Source organism: Streptomyces sp. NPDC001750 (genome assembly GCF_042892615.1).
In the GTDB taxonomy this organism is placed as follows: domain Bacteria; phylum Actinomycetota; class Actinomycetes; order Streptomycetales; family Streptomycetaceae; genus Streptomyces.
The window spans coordinates 45,698-64,693 of the sequence record NZ_JBIAUE010000007.1 but is presented as its reverse complement, the minus strand read 5'-3'; the positions used below and the strand labels follow the sequence as shown (position 1 = coordinate 64,693).

Genomic DNA, 18,996 nt, shown 5'->3' with positions numbered 1-18,996 from the left:
CCACCTCCACACGCCACCGCTCCCCTCCCTCAGCCGCACGTCCGCATCAGCGCGGCATCGGCCTCGGGCAGCCAGCTCCCGGCCGGCCGCTCCAGCCAGCCCTCCTCGGCCCCCAGCCGGGCCGCGGCCTCGCGCAGCGCGTCGAGGCCCGGATGGCGCAGGTCCCTGCGCCACACCATCAGCAGCGGGGAGACCGGTACGGGCCGGACCAGCGGACGCACCACGGTCCCCGGCAACGGCGGGAAGCCGACGACGCACAGCACCGGGTTCGCCGACTTCGCCATGACCCGCTGGAACTCGGCCACGCCGACCGCGAGCGGAACCGGAGGCGCGAGTTCGATGCCCCACTCCGCGAACAGCAGCCGGGCGAGGTCCGTCCACTCCCCCGTACGCGGATTCCCGTCACCCGCGTACACGGTCTCGCCGGCCAGGTCGCCCGGGGCGACGGCCTCCCGCCCGGCGAGCGGATGATCGACGGGCAGCAGAACGGCCATCGGCTCGTACCGCACCGGCAGCACGCCGAGCCGCGCCCGCACCGCCGGATCGAGCCCTGCGGCACGGCCGAAGGAGACGTCGAGCCGGCCGGCCAGGATCTCCCCCGCCGCCCAGGTCAGGCCGCTCTCGAAGCGCGCCATCAGCTCGCACGAGGGAACCAGTTCACGCGCGCGGGCGAGCACCCGGGCCGCCGTCATGCCGTCGGTGTTGAGGTCGACGAGGAGCGGGCGGGCGGCGGCATCCCGGAAGGCGGCGGCGAGATCGGCGTGCGCCTCCAGCACCCGCCGGGCGTACGGAAGGAGTCGTTCCCCGTCGGCGGTCAGGGCCACCTGCCGGGTGGTGCGCACGAAGAGTTCCGTGCCCAGTTCGCGCTCCAGCCGCCGGACGTCCCGGCTCAGTGCCTGCTGGGCGACGAAGAGGCGGGCGGCGGCACGGGTGAAGTGCAGGTCCTCGGCGACGGCCACGAAGGCGCGGAGCAGCCGGGGGTCGATGTCGCCGCGGCTGCTCATCCAACTGCCCGTTCCGGCACCGTCATGGGGAACCATGCCGAGAATTTACAACACGGGCGCGTCAATCAGCGGGCAGAAGGTGTTGGACCCCGCGGACCGCGCGCCCCGAGGGTGATCCCATGCCGTACGAGAGAAACCCGCCCTCCGCTCCCACGTTCGCGCTCTCCGGGGACCTGCTGGTCATCGCCGCCCGTGACGCCCCCTCCTCCGTCCGACGGACCTCCGCCGATCCCTACCTCCGGCTCCTCGCCACCCCGGGCGCACGCGCCTTCACGGCGGGCAACCTCCTCGCCCGGCTGCCCATGGGGATGTTCAGCGTCAGCGCGGTGATCATGATCGCCGGATCACGCGGCTCGTACGCCCTGGCGGGGGCCGTCACCGCGGTCGGGCTCGCCGCGACGGCGGTGGTCGCGCCCTGGACGGCACGCCTCGTCGACCGGTACGGGCAGGCCAGGGTCGCGGTCCCGGCCACCGCGATCGCCGTACTGGGCTCCCTCGCCCTCCTGCTGTGCGTGCACTACGACGCCCCGGACTGGACACTCTTCGCCTGCTACGCCGCGACCGCCACCACCCCCAACACCGGCGGGATGTCCCGGGCCCGCTGGGCCCATCTGCACCGGGGCGATCAGGCCGCCCTGCACACGGCGAACTCCTTCGAACAGGCCATGGACGAGCTCTGCTTCATGCTCGGCCCGGTCCTCGCCGCCCTGCTGTGCGGCTCGCTCTTCCCGGAGGCCGGAACGCTCGTCGGGGCGATCCTGCTGATGACCGGCGTACTGATCTTCGCGGCCCAGCGCGCCACGGAGCCTCCGGTCTCGCCCCGCACCCGCGCCGGCTCCCCGCTCCGCGCCCCCGGCATGCCCGCCCTGCTCGCCGCCTTCCTCGCCACCGGGGCGGTCTTCGGCTCGATGGAAGTCGTCACGATCGCCCACGCCGGGGGCGCGATCCTGGCCCTCCAGGCGGCCGGTTCGTGCGCGGCGGGGCTGCTGTACGGATCGCTGCGCCCGGCCCCTGCCATCAGGCGGCGGCTGCTGGGCTGCCTGGCGGGGATGACGGCGCTGATGTCGCTGCCGCTGCTCGCCGCCTCCTGGACCGACGCTCTGCCGGTACTCTCGGGCGCGCTGCTGCTGGCCGGTGCGGCGACCGCCCCGACGATGGTCACCGGGATGACACTGGTCCAACGCCTCACGCCGGAGGGTCAGTTGAACGAGGGCATGACGCTCGCGGTGACCGCGCTGCTGGGCGGGATCGCCGCCGGTTCGGCGACCGGCGGCTGGATGGTCGAGCACGCGGGGCACGTGACGGGCTACGGCGTACCGGTGTGCGCGGCGGCCCTGGCACTGATCGTCGCCGCGGCCGGGGTCCGCGTCCCAGGAACCGGCGCATGGGCACGGCACCCGGAATGACCGGTACGCCCCGATGACCGGCCCGTCGCGCAGGAACCCGGCGCGTACGGACCCCAGGATGCACGGACCCAGGACGCACGGACCCGGGGCGCGCCGACCCGGGACAAACGAACGAGGACCCCGCTGCCGGGCGGGCAACGGGGTCCTCGTTCACATGGGAATTGTGGAGATGGCGGGAATCGAACCCGCGTCCAACGGTGCGGAATCAGGGCTTCTCCGTGTGCAGTCCGCTGCGATTTTCTCAGCCCCGGAGATCACGCGAACAAGTCTCCGACGGGCTCAGTCACTGTTTGATTTCCTTCTGGGCCCCGTGACCGGGTCTAGAAGTTTAGATCCCTTGATGATGCCAGGATCCGGGTCGGGATCAACCCCGGGCTGACACTTCGCAAGTCGCTACTTAGGCAGCGAGGGCGAAGGAATCGCGCTTGGTGTTGGCGATTATTGGTTGCGACATATGGTTTACGAGATCATTGCCGCTTCCTCGACACGCTTCCCCTGCTTCGACAGCCGCTGTCGAAACCGATCATCCCCATGTTGTGTTTTCAATGCGTGCACCCGCTGTGAGGTGCGATGCCATCGTACGTGACCAACGCACGACGATGCCAGCCTATTCCCGCGGGCCCGGCCGTACGCCTTCCGCCGCCGACCTCCGCCGTCCCCGGGCTTCCGTTCTCCGGGCCCCGGCCGGGGCCCGGCGTGCGCGCCCCGCTTCAGTGGGTGCCGCGCTGGCGCCGCCGCGCCGCCGCGATCGCGCGGTTGGTCTCCCGCAGGTCCTGCTTCTCGCGCAGGGTCTGCCGCTTGTCGTACTCCTTCTTGCCCTTGGCGAGCGCGATCTCGACCTTGACCCGGCTGTCCTTGAAGTACAGCGCGAGGGGCACGATCGTGTGGCCGGTCTCGCTCGCCTTCGACTCCAGCTTGTCGATCTCGGCCCGGTGCATCAGCAGCTTGCGCTTCCGCTTCGCCGAGTGGTTGGTCCAGGTGCCCTGCACGTACTCCGGGACGTGGATGTTGTGCAGCCACGCCTCGCCGCCGTCGATCTGGACGAAACCGTCCACCAGGGATGCCCTGCCCAGACGCAGCGACTTGACCTCGGTGCCCATGAGGACGAGACCGCACTCGTAGGTGTCGAGGATGTGGTAATCGTGCCGGGCCTTCTTGTTCTGCGCGATGAGCTTGCGCCCCGTGTCCTTTTCCTTAGCCATAGTGCGGCCATTTTCGCACTATGACCCGCCTCCGAGGCCACTCAATACCGTCTCGGCCCGCTGCTCGGCCCGGGAGTCGACCACGAGGTCCGGGGTGATGCCGCGGCCGTCGACACCGCGGCCCGCGGGGGTGCGGTAGTGGCCGACGGTCAGCTCGGCCACCGCACCGCCCGGGAGCCTGCTGGGCATCTGGACCGAGCCCTTGCCGAAGGTGCGCGAGCCGACCGTGACGGCGCGGCCCCGGTCCTGGAGCGCGCCGGTGAGGAGTTCGGCGGCGCTCATCGTGCCGCCGTCGACGAGGACGACGAGCGGGCGGTCGGTGTCGCCGCCCGGCTCCGCGTAGAGGGCCCGCTGTTCCCCGCGCACGTCGTACGTGGCGACCAGGCCGCCGTCCAGAAAGGCGGAGGCGGCGGTGACGGCCTCCGTGACCAGGCCGCCGGAGTTGCCCCGCAGATCGAGCAGCACTCCGGCCCCGGCCGGGGCCCCGCGGACCGCGTCCCGTACCTCGGTCCCCGAACCCCTGGTGAACGAGTCGACGTCGATCAGCACCGCCGTGGAAGGCGCGGCGGGCGCGGAGAACGCGGAACGGTCCGGTCCGATCCGTCGCACGGTGACGGCCTCGGTGCTGAGCCTGGCCCGGCTCAGCGTCTTCGTACGGAGGACGGAACCGCGCTGGACGCCCAGGACCACGGTGCTGCCCGCCGCGGCCTCCGTGCGGTCCCCGCGCAGCAGGGCGACGGCCTCCGCGACGGGGCGCCGGTCCATCCGTCGGCCGTCGATGGTGCGGAGCAGGTCGCCCGGCTCGACACCGGCCAGGTCGGCGGGGCCGCCGGGCTGCACCCGGGCCACCACGACCAGCCCGTCGGCCGAGCGCTTCGCGGCGATCCCGACTCCGGTGTACGAGCCGTCGAGCGCCTGCTCGAACTCCTCGTACTGCCGCTCGTCGTACACCGCGCCCCAGCGGTCGCCGCTGCGGCTGACGACCCTCTCGGCCGCTTCCGTACCGGACTTGCCGTCGGCCACGGCGCGGGCGGCGGCCGAGGCGACCTCGTCGCCGTCGACGGTGGCCGCGGGCGCGGCGGAGGTGACGGGGACGACGGAACGGGCCGCCGGAACCGGAGACTTCGCCTTGTCGCGCGGCAGCGAGCCGGTGGCGGCCGCGGTGGCCAGCACGGACGCGAAGACCAATGTCAGGGCGGCCCCGCGGCGTACGCCGCGGGGCCCGAAACACCGTACGGGACCCGACATGGCGCCGAGTCTAGGACAACACCCCACGGAGCAACGGGCGGTTGGCCGTTCACCGCGGTGGGCACTCGTCACACCTTCAGGTACTTGCGGAGCGCGAGGAGAGCGGCAACGGCGGGCATCAGCAGCCCGATCGCCAGCACCAGGGGCAGCTTGGTGAGGACCGCGTCCCAGCCGATGAAGTCGATCAGGGTCAGCTTGCTCTGGAGTGCCAGACCGCCGTCGATCAGGAAGTACCGCCCGGCCAGCAGCATCACGCAGGCGAGCACGCCACCGATGAGACCGGCGAACGCGGCCTCCATGATGAACGGCATCTGGATGTAGAAGCCGGAGGCACCGACCAGCCGCATGATGCCGGTCTCCCGCCGCCGGCTGAACGCGGACACCCGGACGGTGTTCACGATCAGCATCAGCGCGATCACCAGCATCAGCACCATCACGAAGACGGCGGCCACGTTCATACCGTTCATCAGCCCGAAGAGGTTGTCCAGGATGGACCTCTGGTCCTGGACGGACTGCACCCCGTCACGACCGGCGAACGCGGTGGCGACGACCTTGTACTTCTTCGGGTCGTGCAGCTTGACCCGGAACGACTCCTGCATCTGGTCCGGCGTGATGTTGCCCGCCATGGGCGAGTCGCCGAACTGCTCCTGGTAGTGCTTGTACGCCTCGTCGGCCGACTCGTACGTGACCGTCTGGACGGCGTCCATCTTCTTGAGATCGGCCTCGATCTCCTTCTTCTGCTGGGCCGTGACGGCCCCCTTGGCGCACTTGGGCGTCGAGGTCACATCGCTCTTGCTGCAGAGGAAGATCGAGACGTTGACCTTGTCGTACCAGTAGTCCTTCATCGTGCTGACCTGCTCGCGCATCAGCAGCGCGCCGCCGAACAGGGCGAGCGAGAGGGCGACGGAGACGACGACGGCGAAGGTCATCGTGAGGTTGCGACGGAGGCCGACGCCGATCTCCGACAGGACGAACTGGGCGCGCATGGCGTCCTTTCAGTGCTCGATGCTCAGTGCTGGTAGCCGTAGACGCCGCGGGCCTGGTCACGTACGAGACGGCCCTGCTCCAGCTCGATGACGCGCTTGCGCATCTGGTCGACGATGTTCTGGTCGTGGGTCGCCATGATCACGGTGGTGCCGGTCCGGTTGATCCGGTCCAGCAGCTTCATGATGCCGACGGAGGTCTGCGGGTCGAGGTTACCGGTCGGCTCGTCCGCGATCAGCAGCATGGGGCGGTTCACGAACGCCCGCGCGATCGCCACGCGCTGCTGCTCACCACCGGAGAGCTCGCCGGGCATCCGGTCCTCCTTGCCGCCGAGGCCGACCAGGTCGAGGACCTGGGGCACCGCCTTGCGGATCTCGCCGCGCGGCTTGCCGATGACCTCCTGCGCGAACGCCACGTTCTGCGCCACGGTCTTGTTGGGGAGGAGCCGGAAGTCCTGGAACACCGTGCCCAACTGGCGGCGCATGTGCGGCACCTTCCAGTTGGACAGGCGGGCGAGGTCCTTGCCCAGGACGTGGACCGAGCCCGTGCTGGCGCGTTCCTCGCGGAGGATGAGTCTCATGAAGGTGGACTTGCCGGAGCCGGAGGAGCCCACCAGGAAGACGAACTCGCCCTTCTCGATATCGAGCGACACATCCCGGAGAGCGGGACGGCTCTGCTTCGGGTAGGTCTTGGAGACGTTGTCGAATCGGATCACGGATGCACCACGGTCGGCCGGGAGTAGGTGTGCGTGACACTACGCGAACCCGGCTGACGCGTGCAGGCGCGCGTCCTTCGTTGGGCGATTTATGGCGGAACGGCACCGGCCGCGGGCGGGGGCGCGAGCGTTGCGGAACGGGTGGTCCCGGACGGGCCGCGCCGAAATCCGCGCGAGCTGGCACAGTGGGAGGGGGAACGGTTGCGTTTCCGTGAGCGTTGTGCGGAGAGAAGGCATATGCGGCTCCGCCGCGCGGGAGGAGGAAAGCGCATGACCTATGACCGACTGGTGTGCGCGAACTGCGCGGCGCCCGTGAGCGAGGGCCGCTGCCCCGTGTGCCGGGCGAGCCGGGAGCGGCTCCAGCAGGAGCAGGGCGTCCTCGCGGGGCTGAGTCCGGTGACGCTGGTGGCCCTGCTGGTGGTGATGCTGGGCGCACTGGCGCTGCTGGCGCACCAGACCGTGTAGCGCCGGTCCGCGTCCGGAGCGAGTGCAAACGGCGCGTACGGGCTGCGAGCGGACGTACACGGCGGGTGCGCGCCAGGAGTGTACGTGAAGGGGCCCGGGATGCCGATGGGCATCCCGGGCCCTTTCACGCATACGCGTGGTTACACGGTGCGGTCACCGTCAGGCGACGGTACGACCGTTCACCAGGCGCGGCAGGATCCGGAAGCCGATGCCCCCGGCGATCATCGTCGCGGCGCCGACCAGCAGGAACGTGGTCTCGGCGGCGCCGGTCTCGGCGAGCTCGTCCTTGCCCTTGCCCTGCTCCACCGGCTGGTTGCCGGCGGAGTCCGGGGTGGTGTTGTCGGCGCACTTCGCGCCGTCGAGGTCGACAGTGCAGGTGCCGGTCTCACCGGTGGAAGAACCGGTGTCGCCGCCGCCGGCCGTGGTGCCAGAGGAGGCGTTGCCCGTGGTACCGGACGAGCCGCTCCCGGACGTGCCCGACGAGCCGCTGCCGGACGTGCCGGAGGAGCCGTTGCCGCCGTTGCCGTTGCCGCCGGACTGCTGGCCACCGTTGCCGTTGCCGCCGGACTGCTGACCGCCGTTGCCGTTGCCACCCGACTGCTGGCCACCGTTGCCGTTGCCGCCGGACTGCTGGCCACCGTTGCCGTTGCCGCCGGACTGCTGACCGCCGTTGCCGTTGCCACCCGACTGCTGGCCACCGTTGCCGTTGCCGCCGTCGGAAGCACCGCCATCGGTACCGGCACCGCCATCCGCGCCCGCGCCACCATCGGTACCAGCGCCACCATCGGCACCGGCACCGCCGTCCGAGCCCGCACCACCGTCGGCGCCACCATCGGCGCCACCGTCAGAGCCCGCGCCGCCATCGGCACCGCCGTCCGAGCCCGCGCCGCCATCGTCGACGCCACCGGGGCCCCCACCGTTGCCGCCGTCGTCCTCGCCGGTGAGCCCGGCCTGGGCGCTGATCGCCGTGTCGTCGGCCTCCACGCCGATACCAAGGTCGCCGCCCATGGCCTGTGCCGCACCGGCAGCGGTGAGCGAGGCCCCTGCGGCGATCACCGCACCGGCGGCGATCCGCGCGACGCGTACTCGCGTCTTCTTGGTCATCTGTTGCTACCCCCAGTAGCTGTTCTCGTCAGTGGAGCAGCCATATGTGGGCCTCGGCTCCGCAGGGTTCGCTCCGAACGGCGCCACATCGAGTCGTAGCCATGCCGCCCGCCCCCGTTCACACCCGTCCCGGACATACGCATGCTGCTCTAGCACCCTGTCCACAGTTAAGAATTACGTCAAGGCCGTTCCAAGCAATGTGCACCGGTTTGCTCGCAGTTGACCGTCGTTCAGCAGCCAGACTGTGACGCACTCGCCAGACCGCCCCGTCAAGCCGCCCGTGCGGCTCCCGGCCCCAACTCCCCTTCGGGACCGGCCCCGTGAGCGGCACCGACGAAGGAGCGGCCGGTGCCCGAACCCCGTGGGGATTCCGGGACCGGCCGCTCCTTCGTCGGTCGTTTCTCCGCTTGCCGCTACTTCTCCCGCTGCTTGCGCCAGCGGATGCCCGCCTCCAGGAAGCCGTCGATCTCACCGTTGAAGACCGCTTCCGGGTTGCCCATCTCGAATTCCGTACGCAGGTCCTTGACCATCTGGTACGGGTGCAGGACGTACGACCGCATCTGGTTGCCCCAGGAGTTGCCGCCGTCACCCTTGAGGGCGTCGATCTTGGCCTGCTCCTCCTGACGACGGCGCTCCAGGAGCTTCGCCTGGAGGACGTTCATCGCGGACGCCTTGTTCTGGATCTGCGAGCGCTCGTTCTGGCAGGAGACCACGATGCCGGTCGGGATGTGGGTCAGGCGCACCGCGGAGTCCGTGGTGTTGACGCCCTGGCCGCCGGGGCCCGAGGAGCGGTACACGTCGACGCGCAGCTCGGACTCGTCGATCTCGATGTGGTCGGTCTGCTCGACCACGGGCAGCACCTCGACGCCCGCGAAGGACGTCTGGCGGCGGCCCTGGTTGTCGAAGGGTGAGATCCGGACGAGCCGGTGGGTGCCCTGCTCGACGGAGAGCGTGCCGTAGGCGTACGGGACCTGGACGGCGAAGGTGGTCGACTTGATGCCGGCCTCCTCCGCGTACGACGTCTCGTAGACCTCGGTCTTGTAGCCGTGCTGCTCGGCCCAGCGGAGGTACATGCGCTGGAGCTTCTCGGCGAAGTCCGCCGCGTCCACGCCACCCGCCTCGGCCCGGATGTTGACCAGGGCCTCGCGGGAGTCGTACTCGCCGGAGAGGAGCGTACGGACCTCCATCTCGTCCAGCGCCTTCTTGACGGCGTCCAGCTCGGCCTCTGCCTCGGCCAGCGTGTCGGCGTCGCCCTCGTCCTGGGCGAGCTCGAAGAGGACTCCGAGATCGTCGATGCGGGCGCGGAGGGCCTCGGCCTTGCGGACCTCGGCCTGGAGGTGCGAAAGCCTGCTGGTGATCTTCTGCGCCGCCTCGGGGTCGTCCCAGAGGGAGGGCGCGGCCGCCTGCTCCTCGAGCGCGGCGATGTCCGCCCTCAGCGCATCCAGGTCCAGGACGGCCTCGATGGACCCCATGGTCGAGGAGAGGGACTTCAGCTCTTCGGAAATATCGACGACTGCCACGGGTCCAGCGTAACGGCTGTCGGAGCGGACCTTCCCCGGGCCGCATGATCACGTCTCGGTGACGCCGTCGACCGCGTCCCGCCGAAGCCGCTCGTCGCTTTCCCTCCGGCGCCTGGCGATCACGACTCCGTGACGCCGCTCGTCGCGTGCCGTCGGCGCACGTGGACACGGCCGCGGTCACGGCTCGGCGGCCGGGTGCGCCGCCCGTGCGACGGGTACGGCGGCCCGGCTCAGGGGATCGCCGGGGCCGAGCTCTCCGTGTCCTGCGGGGGCGCGTCCGAGGAGTCGCCGCTCAGCGCCAGCCAGCCGCCCACGCCCAGCGCCGCCGCCAGCACCAGGGCGGCGACGCCCAGGGTGAGGCGGCGCTTGCGGACGGCCGCGGACTTGTTGCGGGCCGAGCCGGGGCGGGGCGCGCCCGGGGAGCGCGGGGCGCGGGCGGTGCCGCGGGGGCCGCCGGAGAGCTCGTCGGGGGCCGGGACGCGCATGCTGGTGTGGGTGTCGCGGTTGGAGTCCGTGGACGAGCCGGGGACCAGCGGGACCGCGCCGCGGCGGCGGGGCTCCTCGGAGGCGGGGGCGTGCGGCGCCTCGTCGTACGTCCGAGGCTCGGGCTCGGTGCCGGGCTCGTCGACGTCCAGCGGCGGGATGCCTGCCAGTTGCGGGAGCGTCTCGCGCAGCCGGGACGCGAGCTCGGAGGCGCGCAGCCGGGAGGCCGGGGCCTTGGCCAGGCACTGGACGAGGAGCTGCCAGAGTTCCTCGGGTATGCCGGGGAGGGGGACGACCGTCTCCGTCACGTGGCGGCGCAGCACCGCGCCGGGGTGTCCGCCGCCGAACGGGGTGAAGCCGGCGAGGAGTTCGTACAGGACGGTCGCGAGGGCGTAGATGTCGACTGCGGCGCGGGGCGGTAGGCCCTCGACTATCTCGGGGGCCAGGTAGTCCGGGGTGCCGATGATCTTGCTGGCTCTGGTGCGTCCCGGGGTGTCGATCAGCTTGGCCACGCCGAAGTCGGTGAGCAGGGCAGGGTGCGCGTTGCCGGGGCCGAGCGGGCCCTCCATGTCGAGGAGGATGTTCTCCGGTTTGACGTCGCGGTGGACCACTCCGGCGGCGTGCGCGGCGGCCAGGCCGTCGGCGACGTCCGCAACGATCGCGACCGCGGCCTCGGGCGCGAGGCGGCGTTCACGGTCGAGGCGGGTGCGCAGGTCCGTGCCGCGCACCAGGGTCATGACCAGGGCGAGGTCGTTGCCGTCCACCACGAGGTCACGGACGGCGACGATGTGGGGGTGGTCCAGGCCGAGCAGCGCGGTGCGTTCCTGGACGAAGCGGCCCACGAGCTCCTGGTCGGACGCGAGGTCCTCGCGGAGCAGCTTGATGGCCACCGGCCCCTCGGGCCCCTCGCCGAGCCACACCGTGCCGGCGCTGCCGCGCCCCAGGATCTGGTGGGCGGTGTACCGGCTGCCGATTTTCCGTGCCAAGACTGCTCCCTCAGCGGCTGGCGATGGACCGTCGCTCATGACCCCCGGTCGACAAAGTTACGCGTCGGCCGGGGGGTTGAGTGCCCGGGATGGTGCCAGCCCTCGCTTCCGCGGGCGAATTGCGGTGGAATCACGGGGATTCCGTCCCGCGGAAGTCGACATAGCTACAGAGTTGATGATGCGCCGACGCCCGTCGTCGCATCGGACGACGGCTCAGGGGCCGGTGCCTGCGCCGCCGTTGCCGCTGTCACTGCCGCCGAGCTTGGAGATCCAGTCGGTGATGTCGGAGACCGTGTCGGTGATCGCCTGCCAGTAGCTCTTGCCCTGGCCGATCCAGTCCTGGAGCGGGGTCAGTTCCCAGATCAGCCAGCCGGCGACGAAGAGCAGGACCAGGGTGAACAGGCAGCCCTTGAGGCAGCCGAGGCCGGGGATGCGCATCGGGTTGGCGCTGCGCTGCCGCGGCTCGCGGGGCGGGCGGGGCGCGGGCTGCTGCGGGGGCGCGTACTGCTGGCGCTGCGGAGGCGGCGGCGGGGGCTGCTGGGGCTGGGGCTGCGGCTGGTACGGCTGGGGGGCGTACTGCTGAGGCGGGTACTGCTGCGGCGGGTACGGCTGGTGCTGCGGCGGCTGCTGGGCTCGCTGCGGCCGGGGCTGCGGTTGCGGCTGGGGCCGCTGGGGGCGACGGCGCAGCGGGTCCTGGCTGGGGTCGAGGTACTGGACCTGCGTCTGCTCGTTGCGGTCGCGGGCGGCCTGGAGCTGGGACTGCCAGGGGTGCGGGTCCTCGGGCTGCGGGGGGCCGTCCGGGCCCGGGGGCACGGACGGCATGACCGTGGTCGGGCCGGCCTGCCCGCCCGGGCCGCCCTGGCCGGAGGTGTGAGGCAGAACACTGGTCGCCCCGTCGGGGTCGTACGAACCGGCGTTGCTCGGCAGCACCTGCGTCGGGGCGGCGGCGCCGGGGGTCTCCGGTACGGGCGCGGGCGACGGGTCGGGGGCGAGCAGGGCTGCCACCCCGTCGGCCGCGGCGATCTCGGCGGCGCCGGCGTGGACGCCGATGCCGGCCGCGACGGTGCGCAGCGCGCGGGCCAGGTTCTCGGCACTGGGGCGCCGGTCCGGGTCCTTGCTCAGGCAGCGCTCTATGACCGTCCACAGCGGTTCCGGGACGGTGGTGGGGCGGCGGGGCTCCTCGCTGAGGTGCCGGTGCAGGACTTCGAGGGCGGTGCCACCGGCGAACGGCGGGCGGCCGGTGACCAGCTCGTACAGCAGGATGCCCGCGCCGTAGATGTCGACGGCGGAGGTCTGCGGGCGGCCCTCGGCGGACTCGGGTGCTACGTAGGCGGGAGTGCCGACGAACTCGTGGGTCCGGGTGAGGCCCGGGGAGTCGGCCAGGCGCGCGATGCCGAAGTCGGTGAGCATGGGGCGCATCGCGCCGTCGCGCTCGTCGAGCAGGACGTTGGCGGGCTTCAGGTCGCGGTGGACCACGCCGTCGGCGTGGCTGGCGGCGAGCGCGTCCGCGATCTGCGCGGTGAGCAGGGCGGCGGCGACCGGGGTGAGCGGGCCATTGTCGCGGAGGTACCGGTGCAGGTCGGGGCCGTCGATCAGGTCCATGACGAGGGCGAGGAGATCGCCCTCGACGACCAGGTCACGGGTGCGCACGATGTTCTCGTGGGTGAGCCGGAGCAGCACCGAGCGCTCGCGCAGGAACCGCATCACGACGTCCGCGTCGTTGGCGAGCTCCTCCTTCAGGACCTTGATCGCCACGGTCTCGCCGGGCTCGCCGGCGACGGCCGCCTCGGCACCCGCGGTCTCCCGCTGGCGAGCTCGCCAGACGGTGCCCGTGGCGCCGCGCCCCAGCGGCTCCTCAAGCAGGTATTTGCTGCCTACCGGCCGCACGTCATGCGCTCCCTGCAGATCGTGGTGTTCACGGTGGTCCCGGATTCGCACCCGGAGTTCCGGCCCACTCTAGAGGCTGTCGTCAAACCGGCGCCGTCGCCCGAAGGGCGGCCGGACGGAGTCCGGTGCCGCGCCGTCGTGGAACAAGACGCTCCTTTTCGGCCGATGGTTGCCGCAGACGGGCCGGCCGCCGGACACGGACCGGGCGAGCACCGACGGGACGGTTCCGGTGACGAAAGCAGGGCTCGGGTCAGGGCGCCGGGACGGGGACCGGGACTGGGGCCGGAACGCTTGCGGGGCCGCGGAGCGCGCCGCGAGCGGCACGCGGGCGGGCACTTATGGGCGCACACTCGGCCAATCAAGATCATTTTCCGGCGGTCGCCGGGCGGACTGTCGGCGGCAGGTGCGAGGATGCGTACAGCACGGACTGTGGGAGGGGAAACCCCGCGGCTCGTGACGATCCTGTACCGGACGACGCGTCCGTGCCGGGTGGGGGGAGATCAACAGGGCGTTCCCCCTGCTCGGCGCCCCGCGCAGAAGGGACCGCTGACGGCGATGCAGATCCGGCTGACCGTCCTCGCGCCGCGCAGCGGCCAGACCCCGGCGCGCGCCTGTGACGTGCTGGTCACCGCCCCGCCGGGAACGGCGCTCGCCGCCGTGGCGCCCGGGTTGGCCTCGGCCGTCTCCGGGTCCGACGGGCCGGCCGGCGGCGGTGCCGTGGTGCTGTTCGCCGGGCGCGAGCGGCTCGACGCGCACCGGTGCGCGCTGGGCGAACCCCCGCTGGTCGACGGGGCCGTGCTCTCGCTCCAGGTCCCGGGCGAGGACGACGCCGGTGACGACGCCGTTCCGGCCCAGTTGCACGTGGTGGCGGGGCCCGACGCGGGCGGGGTCCACCTGCTGCACGGCGGCCGGATCAGCATCGGCCGCTCCGCCGACGCGGACGTCCCGCTCGACGACCCCGACGTCTCGCGGCTGCACTGCGCGGTGACGGTCGCCGAGGACGGGCTGGTCTCGGTGACGGACCTGGGGTCCACCAACGGCACCCTGCTCGACGGCAGGCCGGTCCACGAGCGTCCGGTCCGGCTGAAGCCCGGCGCCCTGCTGCGGCTCGGCGAGTCGACGCTCCTGCTGACCTCCGGCGCGCGCACGCCGACGCTGGCGACGGCGCCGGACGGCGAGGGGCACCTGCGGGTGTCCGACACGGCGGGCGCGGTCGACGGGCCGACCTACGAGCACGATTCCGGCCATGATTCCGGCCATGCGTACGCCCCGGGGGTCTCCCCCGGGACGGGGCACGGATCCGGAACCGGACACGGCGCGGCGGCGCACGACGCCCTGGAGGGCGGTGGCGGAGGGCACGGCGGCACCGCGACCGGCCGTCGCCCCGCCCCCTCCGGCCTCCCGGGCGGTGCTTCGAGCACCTCGGACGCCGCTGGCGGCCCCGCCTCCGCCCCTCCGGAGGGCGAAGCGCCCCGGAAGGGCGGGATAGGTGCCTGGGCGCGCCGGCTCGCGGGCGGCAGGGGCGAGAGCGCCCATGGGGCGGCGCCCGACGGGACCGGCGCCGCCGCGCCGTCGCACGGGGACTCCGCCGGACTCCCCGCGAAGCCGGCGGCGGGAAGCATCTGGCCCGATCCCGCGGCCGTGCTGCTGACCGCGCTCGGCCCCGGCCCCCGGCTCTGGGAGCGCGGAACCGCGCACCCGGAGGCACTCGTGGTGCGGCTGGGCACGACCGACCGGGCCGAGCTGCCCGCCGTGCCGGTGACCGTGGGGCTGCGGGAGGCCGGTTCGCTCGGCCTGGCCGGGCCGCGGAACCGGCTCGCCGGGCTCGCCCGTTCGGTGGTGGCGCAGCTCGCCGCGCTGCACTCCCCCGCCGATCTGGAGATCGTGCTGTTCAGCGCGGACCGGGCGCGCGGCGCCGAGGAACGCAGGCGCGAGTGGGCCTGGCTCGGCTGGCTGCCGCACGTGCGTCCGACGCGCGGCCAGGACTGCCGGCTGCTTCTCGCGTACGACCGCGAGCAGGCCCTCGCCCGCTCGGCCGAGCTGGTCCGGCGGCTGGACGAGGGCCCGCTCGGGCCCGGCTGGGCGAGCCTGGACCGGGCCACGATCGGGGAGGCCGCCGCGCGGTACGCGGGGCCGTTCACCGTTCTGATCGTCGACGGCGACCCCGGGTCGGCGGCACTGCGCGAGAGCACCGCCCGGCTGGCCGCCGCCGGTGCCGCCGCCGGGATCCATCTGATCTGTCTGGCCGAGACCCCGGCCGCCACGCCCACCTCCCCGGTCGCGGCGACGTACGAGGCCGCCTGCCACGCCTCGATCGCGTTCCGCGAGTGCGGGGCGGTCGCGATGCTGAGCGGCGACGTGGCGACGGCCCTGCGGCTGCTGCGCACGGCCGACGGCCGGGCGGCGGGCCGCGGCACGGTCGCCGCGGTGGACGCGGTCTCGGCGCACTGGGCCGAGCGGTTCGGCCGGGCCCTGGCCCCGCTGCGCACGGACGCCGCGGCGTCGGCGCACGGCGGGACCGCATCGACCGCGCTGCCGCTCTCCGCCCGACTGCTGGACGAACTGGGTCTGGCCCGGGCCACCCCGGCCTCCCTGATGGCCCGCTGGGCGTCCGCGGCGGACGAACGGCCCCCCACGCCGCCGATGACCGCGGCGGCCGCCGCGTCCGCCGCGGCCCGGCGTCCGGTCGGCCCCGCGGGCGTCGGTGGCGGTACGGGCGCGGCCGAACCGGACGACCCCGGTTCGGGCCGTACGCGCCACCCCGCCCAGCAGGCGCGCGGCGTCACCCCCCGCGTGGGTACCCAGCGCTCGGTCCTCGGCCCGCCGTCCGGCCCCGGCGGATACGGTCCCGCTGCGGGGCGCTCCGCGTACCCCGGCAGCGACACCGTCACGCACGTCGGCACGGTGAGCCACGGCCCGGCCCGCGGCGACGCGCGCGGGACCCACGAGGCCCACGGCACGCCGGACGCCGACGAGGGGCATGGGGCACATGAGGGCCGGGGCTCCGGGCGCACCCCGTACCCCGACACCAGCGCCCCCCGGGTCAGCGGCGGACGCTACGGCGGGTCGCCCGCGCCGGCCCCCGGCTCCCGCACCGTCGCCGGGGCCGGCGCGTGGAACGGCACGGGCGGAACCGCGACAGGACGTACCTCAGTGGCCGCGCACGCGGGTGCGAGCACCGGCGCGGACACGGGAACGGGGTCCGGGAGGGGAACAGGAGCCGGCACGGGCACGGCGGCGGCCGTGCGGGGCCGCGGAGCCTCGGCCTCCGCCTCTGCCTTCGGCCGCCCCTTCGTGGTGCTCGGTGCCGGGCCCCGGGGCGCGGTCGGCGTGGACCTGACGGAGGAGGGCCCCCATCTCCTGCTCGAAGGTCCGCCCGGCAGCGGACGTACGGAGCTGCTGCGCGCCGTCGCCGCCTCGTTGGCCGCCGCCGACCGGCCCGACCGGCTCGGCATCGTGCTGGTCGACGGCGCCGGTGCTGAGCGCGGCGAGGGCCTGGCCCCGTGCGCCGAACTCCCGCATGCCTTCACGCATCTGGTGGCCAGCGATCCGGTACGGATGCGGGAGTTCGCGCAGGCGCTGGGCGGCGAGCTGAAGCGGCGCGCCGAACTGCTGGGCGAGGAGGACTTCGGCGCCTGGCACCAACGGCGGGAGCTGGCACGGCGGATGGTCGGTCAGCGTCCGCCGAGCGCCGCCGAACAGCGCGGCGACGTGGACTCCCCGATGAGCGGGACGCTCCGGCTGCGCCCCGCCGGTGCGCGGCCCGCGGTCCCCGGCCCCTCCCCGCTGCCTCGGCTCGTCGTCCTGGTCGACGACTTCGACGCACTGGTCGCGCCCGCGCTCGGCAGTCCGGGCCGTCCCGCCGCCGGTTCGGTGGTGCGGGCCCTGGAGGCCGTGGCGCGGGAGGGCGGTCGGCTCGGCGTCCATCTGGTCGCGGCGTCGGCCTGCCCGGAGCGTACGGAGGACACGGACCTCGCGCAGGGGGCCCGGTTGCGCATCGTGCTCGACGCCCCGGCCGTCCCGCGCTCGCCGGAGGACCCGGCGCCCGGACGTGGCCGCCTGGGCCATCCGGACGGGCGGGTCACCCCGTTCCAGGGCGGCAGGGTGACGGGACGCATACCGCGCACGGCGACGTCGCGGCCCACTGTCGTCCCGCTGGACTGGGAGCGGATGGGCGATCCGCCGGCCCGCCGCCCGGTCCGTGAGCTGGGCAACGGTCCGACGGACCTGGCGCTGCTGGCCAGCGCGCTGGAGCGGGCGGCCCGGTCGGTGAACGCCGACCCGGTGGCCCCGCTCGGCCCCGTCCGCTCCTGACCACCCAGCCCCGCCCGGACCGTCCGCTTCCGCCCCGTCCGTCCGTGAACGGGTCGCCCGCCCCGGCCGGTTCAGCCCTGCCCGGGCCCAGCCCGCTCCCGGCGCACGCGTCCCCGCGCCGGCACGCTCCCCACCCGCCCCGTTCCTGCACCGGCACGGCCCGGGGACCGTGCGGGCGCTTCGCATCGGCACTGACGGCACGTCACGAGCCCATTACGATCAAGGAGTTGAAGCCAGAAGCGGTATTGCGGCGCCCGTGGTCCCGGCGTAGGACTGTGCGCACACGACGATGTGAGAGACGGGGAAGCTATGCGCACGACCCATCGGATCAGCAGGGCCGCCGTGGTGTTCACCGCCATCGGCGCACTGGCCCTCACCGGTTGCGGCGGCAACGACGACAGCGGGAAAGGAAAGTCCGACCCGGACTCCGGGAGCGGTGGGGAAAGCTCGTCGGGCTTGGTCCTGCCGAAGCTGGACGGCGAGAAGCTCTCGGTCGCGGCGGTCTGGACGGGGGCGGAGCAGGCCAACTTCGTCAAGGTGCTCAAGGAGTTCGAGAAGCGCACGGGGGCGACGGTCACCTTCGTCCCGGCGCAGGACCCGATCATCAACTTCCTCGGTACGAAGATCGCGGGCGGTCAGCCGCCGGACGTCGCGATGATCCCGCAGGTCGGCGCGATCCAGCAGGCCGCCCGGAAGAAGTGGGCCAAGCCCGTCGGGACCGAGGCCCGGGCCCAGCTGACCAAGAACTACGCCAAGGTCTGGCAGGACCTCGGCGCGGTGGACGGCACCCAGTACGCGGTGTACTTCAAGGCCGCCAACAAGTCCCTGATCTGGTACAACGCCAAGGCGTTCGAGAACGCGGGCGCGTCCGAGCCGAAGACCTGGAAGGACTTCCTCGCGACCGCCGAGACGGTCTCCGCCTCGGGCGTCGCCCCGGTCTCGGTCGGCGGCGCGGACGGCTGGACCCTCACCGACTGGTTCGAGAACGTCTACCTCTCCCAGGCGGGCCCGGAGAAGTACGACCAGCTGGCCAAGCACGAGATCAAGTGGACGGACCCGTCCGTCAAGAACGCCCTGACCACCCTCGCCGAGCTGTTCGGCAAGCCGTCGCTGATCGCGGGCGGCGCCGACGGCGCGCTCCAGACGGAGTTCCCCGCCTCGGTCACCCAGACCTTCACCGGTGGTGACCAGCCCAAGGCGGCGATGGTCTTCGAGGGCGACTTCGTGGGCGTCAACATCGCGCAGACGAAGGCGAAGATCGGGACCGACGCGAAGGTGTTCCCGTTCCCGGCCGTCGGCGCCGAATCCCCCGTGGTGACGGGGGGCGACGCGGCGGTGGCCCTCAAGGACGGCAAGGGCGCGCAGGCCCTGCTGACCTGGCTGGGTTCGGTCGACGCGGCGAAGATCATGGCCGAGCAGGGCGGCTTCATCTCGCCGAACAAGGCCCTGGACGCCGCCGCGTACCCGAACGAGGTGCAGCGCACCATGGCGAAGGCGCTGGTCGCGGCGGGCGACGCGGTCCGGTTCGACATGTCCGACCAGGCCCCGCAGTCGTTCGGCGGGACGCCCGGGAAGGGTGAGTGGAAGATCCTCCAGGACTTCCTGAAGAACCCGAAGGACATCGCGGGGGCCCAGGCGAGACTGGAGTCCGACGCGGCCAAGGCGTACAAGAGCTGAC

General features: G+C 73.0%; 13 protein-coding genes and 1 other RNA gene. 4 read left to right on the top strand and 10 right to left on the bottom strand.

Annotation, left to right across the window (positions count from 1 at the left end; all coding sequences use genetic code 11):
* Window positions 1-29: 29 nt before the first annotated feature.
* A complete protein-coding gene (locus ACFYY6_RS13860; protein ID WP_389193183.1) occupies window positions 30-1,040 on the bottom strand; it encodes a LysR family transcriptional regulator in 1,011 nt (336 codons plus the stop codon).
* 83 nt (window positions 1,041-1,123) lie between these two features.
* Here ACFYY6_RS13860 and ACFYY6_RS13855 point away from each other — a divergent pair, with 83 nt between their 5' ends.
* Window positions 1,124-2,410 (top strand): MFS transporter, encoded by a 1,287-nt coding sequence (locus tag ACFYY6_RS13855; RefSeq protein ID WP_389193180.1) that lies wholly within the window; start codon window positions 1,124-1,126, stop codon window positions 2,408-2,410.
* Window positions 2,411-2,571: 161 nt separating this feature from the next.
* On the opposite strand, the gene ssrA is transcribed toward ACFYY6_RS13855, so the two are convergent.
* From ssrA to ftsE, 5 genes are all read right to left on the bottom strand, one after another.
* Window positions 2,572-2,941, bottom strand: a transfer-messenger RNA (tmRNA) gene (gene ssrA, locus ACFYY6_RS13850).
* Between the two features lie 179 nt (window positions 2,942-3,120).
* Window positions 3,121-3,612 carry an SsrA-binding protein SmpB gene (gene smpB / locus ACFYY6_RS13845; RefSeq protein ID WP_351516638.1) on the bottom strand — a complete coding sequence of 164 codons (492 nt, stop codon included), beginning with the start codon at window positions 3,610-3,612 and terminating at the stop codon, window positions 3,121-3,123.
* An 18-nt stretch (window positions 3,613-3,630) separates the two neighbouring features.
* On the bottom strand, window positions 3,631-4,860 hold the full coding sequence (locus tag ACFYY6_RS13840) for a S41 family peptidase (protein ID WP_351626785.1): 1,230 nt from the start codon (window positions 4,858-4,860) through the stop codon (window positions 3,631-3,633).
* 68 nt (window positions 4,861-4,928) lie between these two features.
* Window positions 4,929-5,846 carry a permease-like cell division protein FtsX gene (ftsX, locus tag ACFYY6_RS13835; protein WP_351516635.1) on the bottom strand — a complete coding sequence of 306 codons (918 nt, stop codon included), beginning with the start codon at window positions 5,844-5,846 and terminating at the stop codon, window positions 4,929-4,931.
* A gap of 23 nt (window positions 5,847-5,869) precedes the next feature.
* Complete coding sequence (ftsE, locus tag ACFYY6_RS13830) at window positions 5,870-6,559, bottom strand: cell division ATP-binding protein FtsE (RefSeq protein ID WP_351516634.1); 690 nt, start codon at window positions 6,557-6,559, stop codon at window positions 5,870-5,872.
* 270 nt (window positions 6,560-6,829) lie between these two features.
* Between ftsE and ACFYY6_RS13825 the strand changes: the two genes are divergently transcribed.
* Window positions 6,830-7,024 (top strand): hypothetical protein, encoded by a 195-nt coding sequence (locus ACFYY6_RS13825; protein WP_351516633.1) that lies wholly within the window; start codon window positions 6,830-6,832, stop codon window positions 7,022-7,024.
* A gap of 159 nt (window positions 7,025-7,183) precedes the next feature.
* Here ACFYY6_RS13825 and ACFYY6_RS13820 read toward each other — a convergent pair whose 3' ends face one another.
* The 4 genes from ACFYY6_RS13820 to ACFYY6_RS13805 form a co-directional block, all read right to left on the bottom strand.
* Window positions 7,184-8,128: a hypothetical protein gene (locus ACFYY6_RS13820; protein ID WP_389193177.1), complete on the bottom strand. Its 945-nt coding sequence runs from the start codon at window positions 8,126-8,128 to the stop codon at window positions 7,184-7,186.
* A gap of 413 nt (window positions 8,129-8,541) precedes the next feature.
* Entirely contained in the window at window positions 8,542-9,648 is a 1,107-nt protein-coding gene (prfB, locus tag ACFYY6_RS13815; RefSeq protein WP_073783485.1) for a peptide chain release factor 2, read from the bottom strand.
* A gap of 230 nt (window positions 9,649-9,878) precedes the next feature.
* On the bottom strand, window positions 9,879-11,117 hold the full coding sequence (locus ACFYY6_RS13810) for a serine/threonine-protein kinase (RefSeq protein ID WP_351516630.1): 1,239 nt from the start codon (window positions 11,115-11,117) through the stop codon (window positions 9,879-9,881).
* 213 nt (window positions 11,118-11,330) lie between these two features.
* Window positions 11,331-13,004, bottom strand: a complete 1,674-nt coding sequence (locus ACFYY6_RS13805) for a serine/threonine-protein kinase (protein WP_389193174.1) — start codon at window positions 13,002-13,004, stop codon at window positions 11,331-11,333.
* 555 nt (window positions 13,005-13,559) lie between these two features.
* Here ACFYY6_RS13805 and ACFYY6_RS13800 point away from each other — a divergent pair.
* Window positions 13,560-17,318 carry an FHA domain-containing protein gene (locus tag ACFYY6_RS13800; RefSeq protein ID WP_389193171.1) on the top strand — a complete coding sequence of 1,253 codons (3,759 nt, stop codon included), beginning with the start codon at window positions 13,560-13,562 and terminating at the stop codon, window positions 17,316-17,318.
* Between the two features lie 309 nt (window positions 17,319-17,627).
* Window positions 17,628-18,995 carry an ABC transporter substrate-binding protein gene (locus ACFYY6_RS13795; protein WP_351516626.1) on the top strand — a complete coding sequence of 456 codons (1,368 nt, stop codon included), beginning with the start codon at window positions 17,628-17,630 and terminating at the stop codon, window positions 18,993-18,995.
* The last annotated feature ends 1 nt before the right edge of the window (window position 18,996 follow it).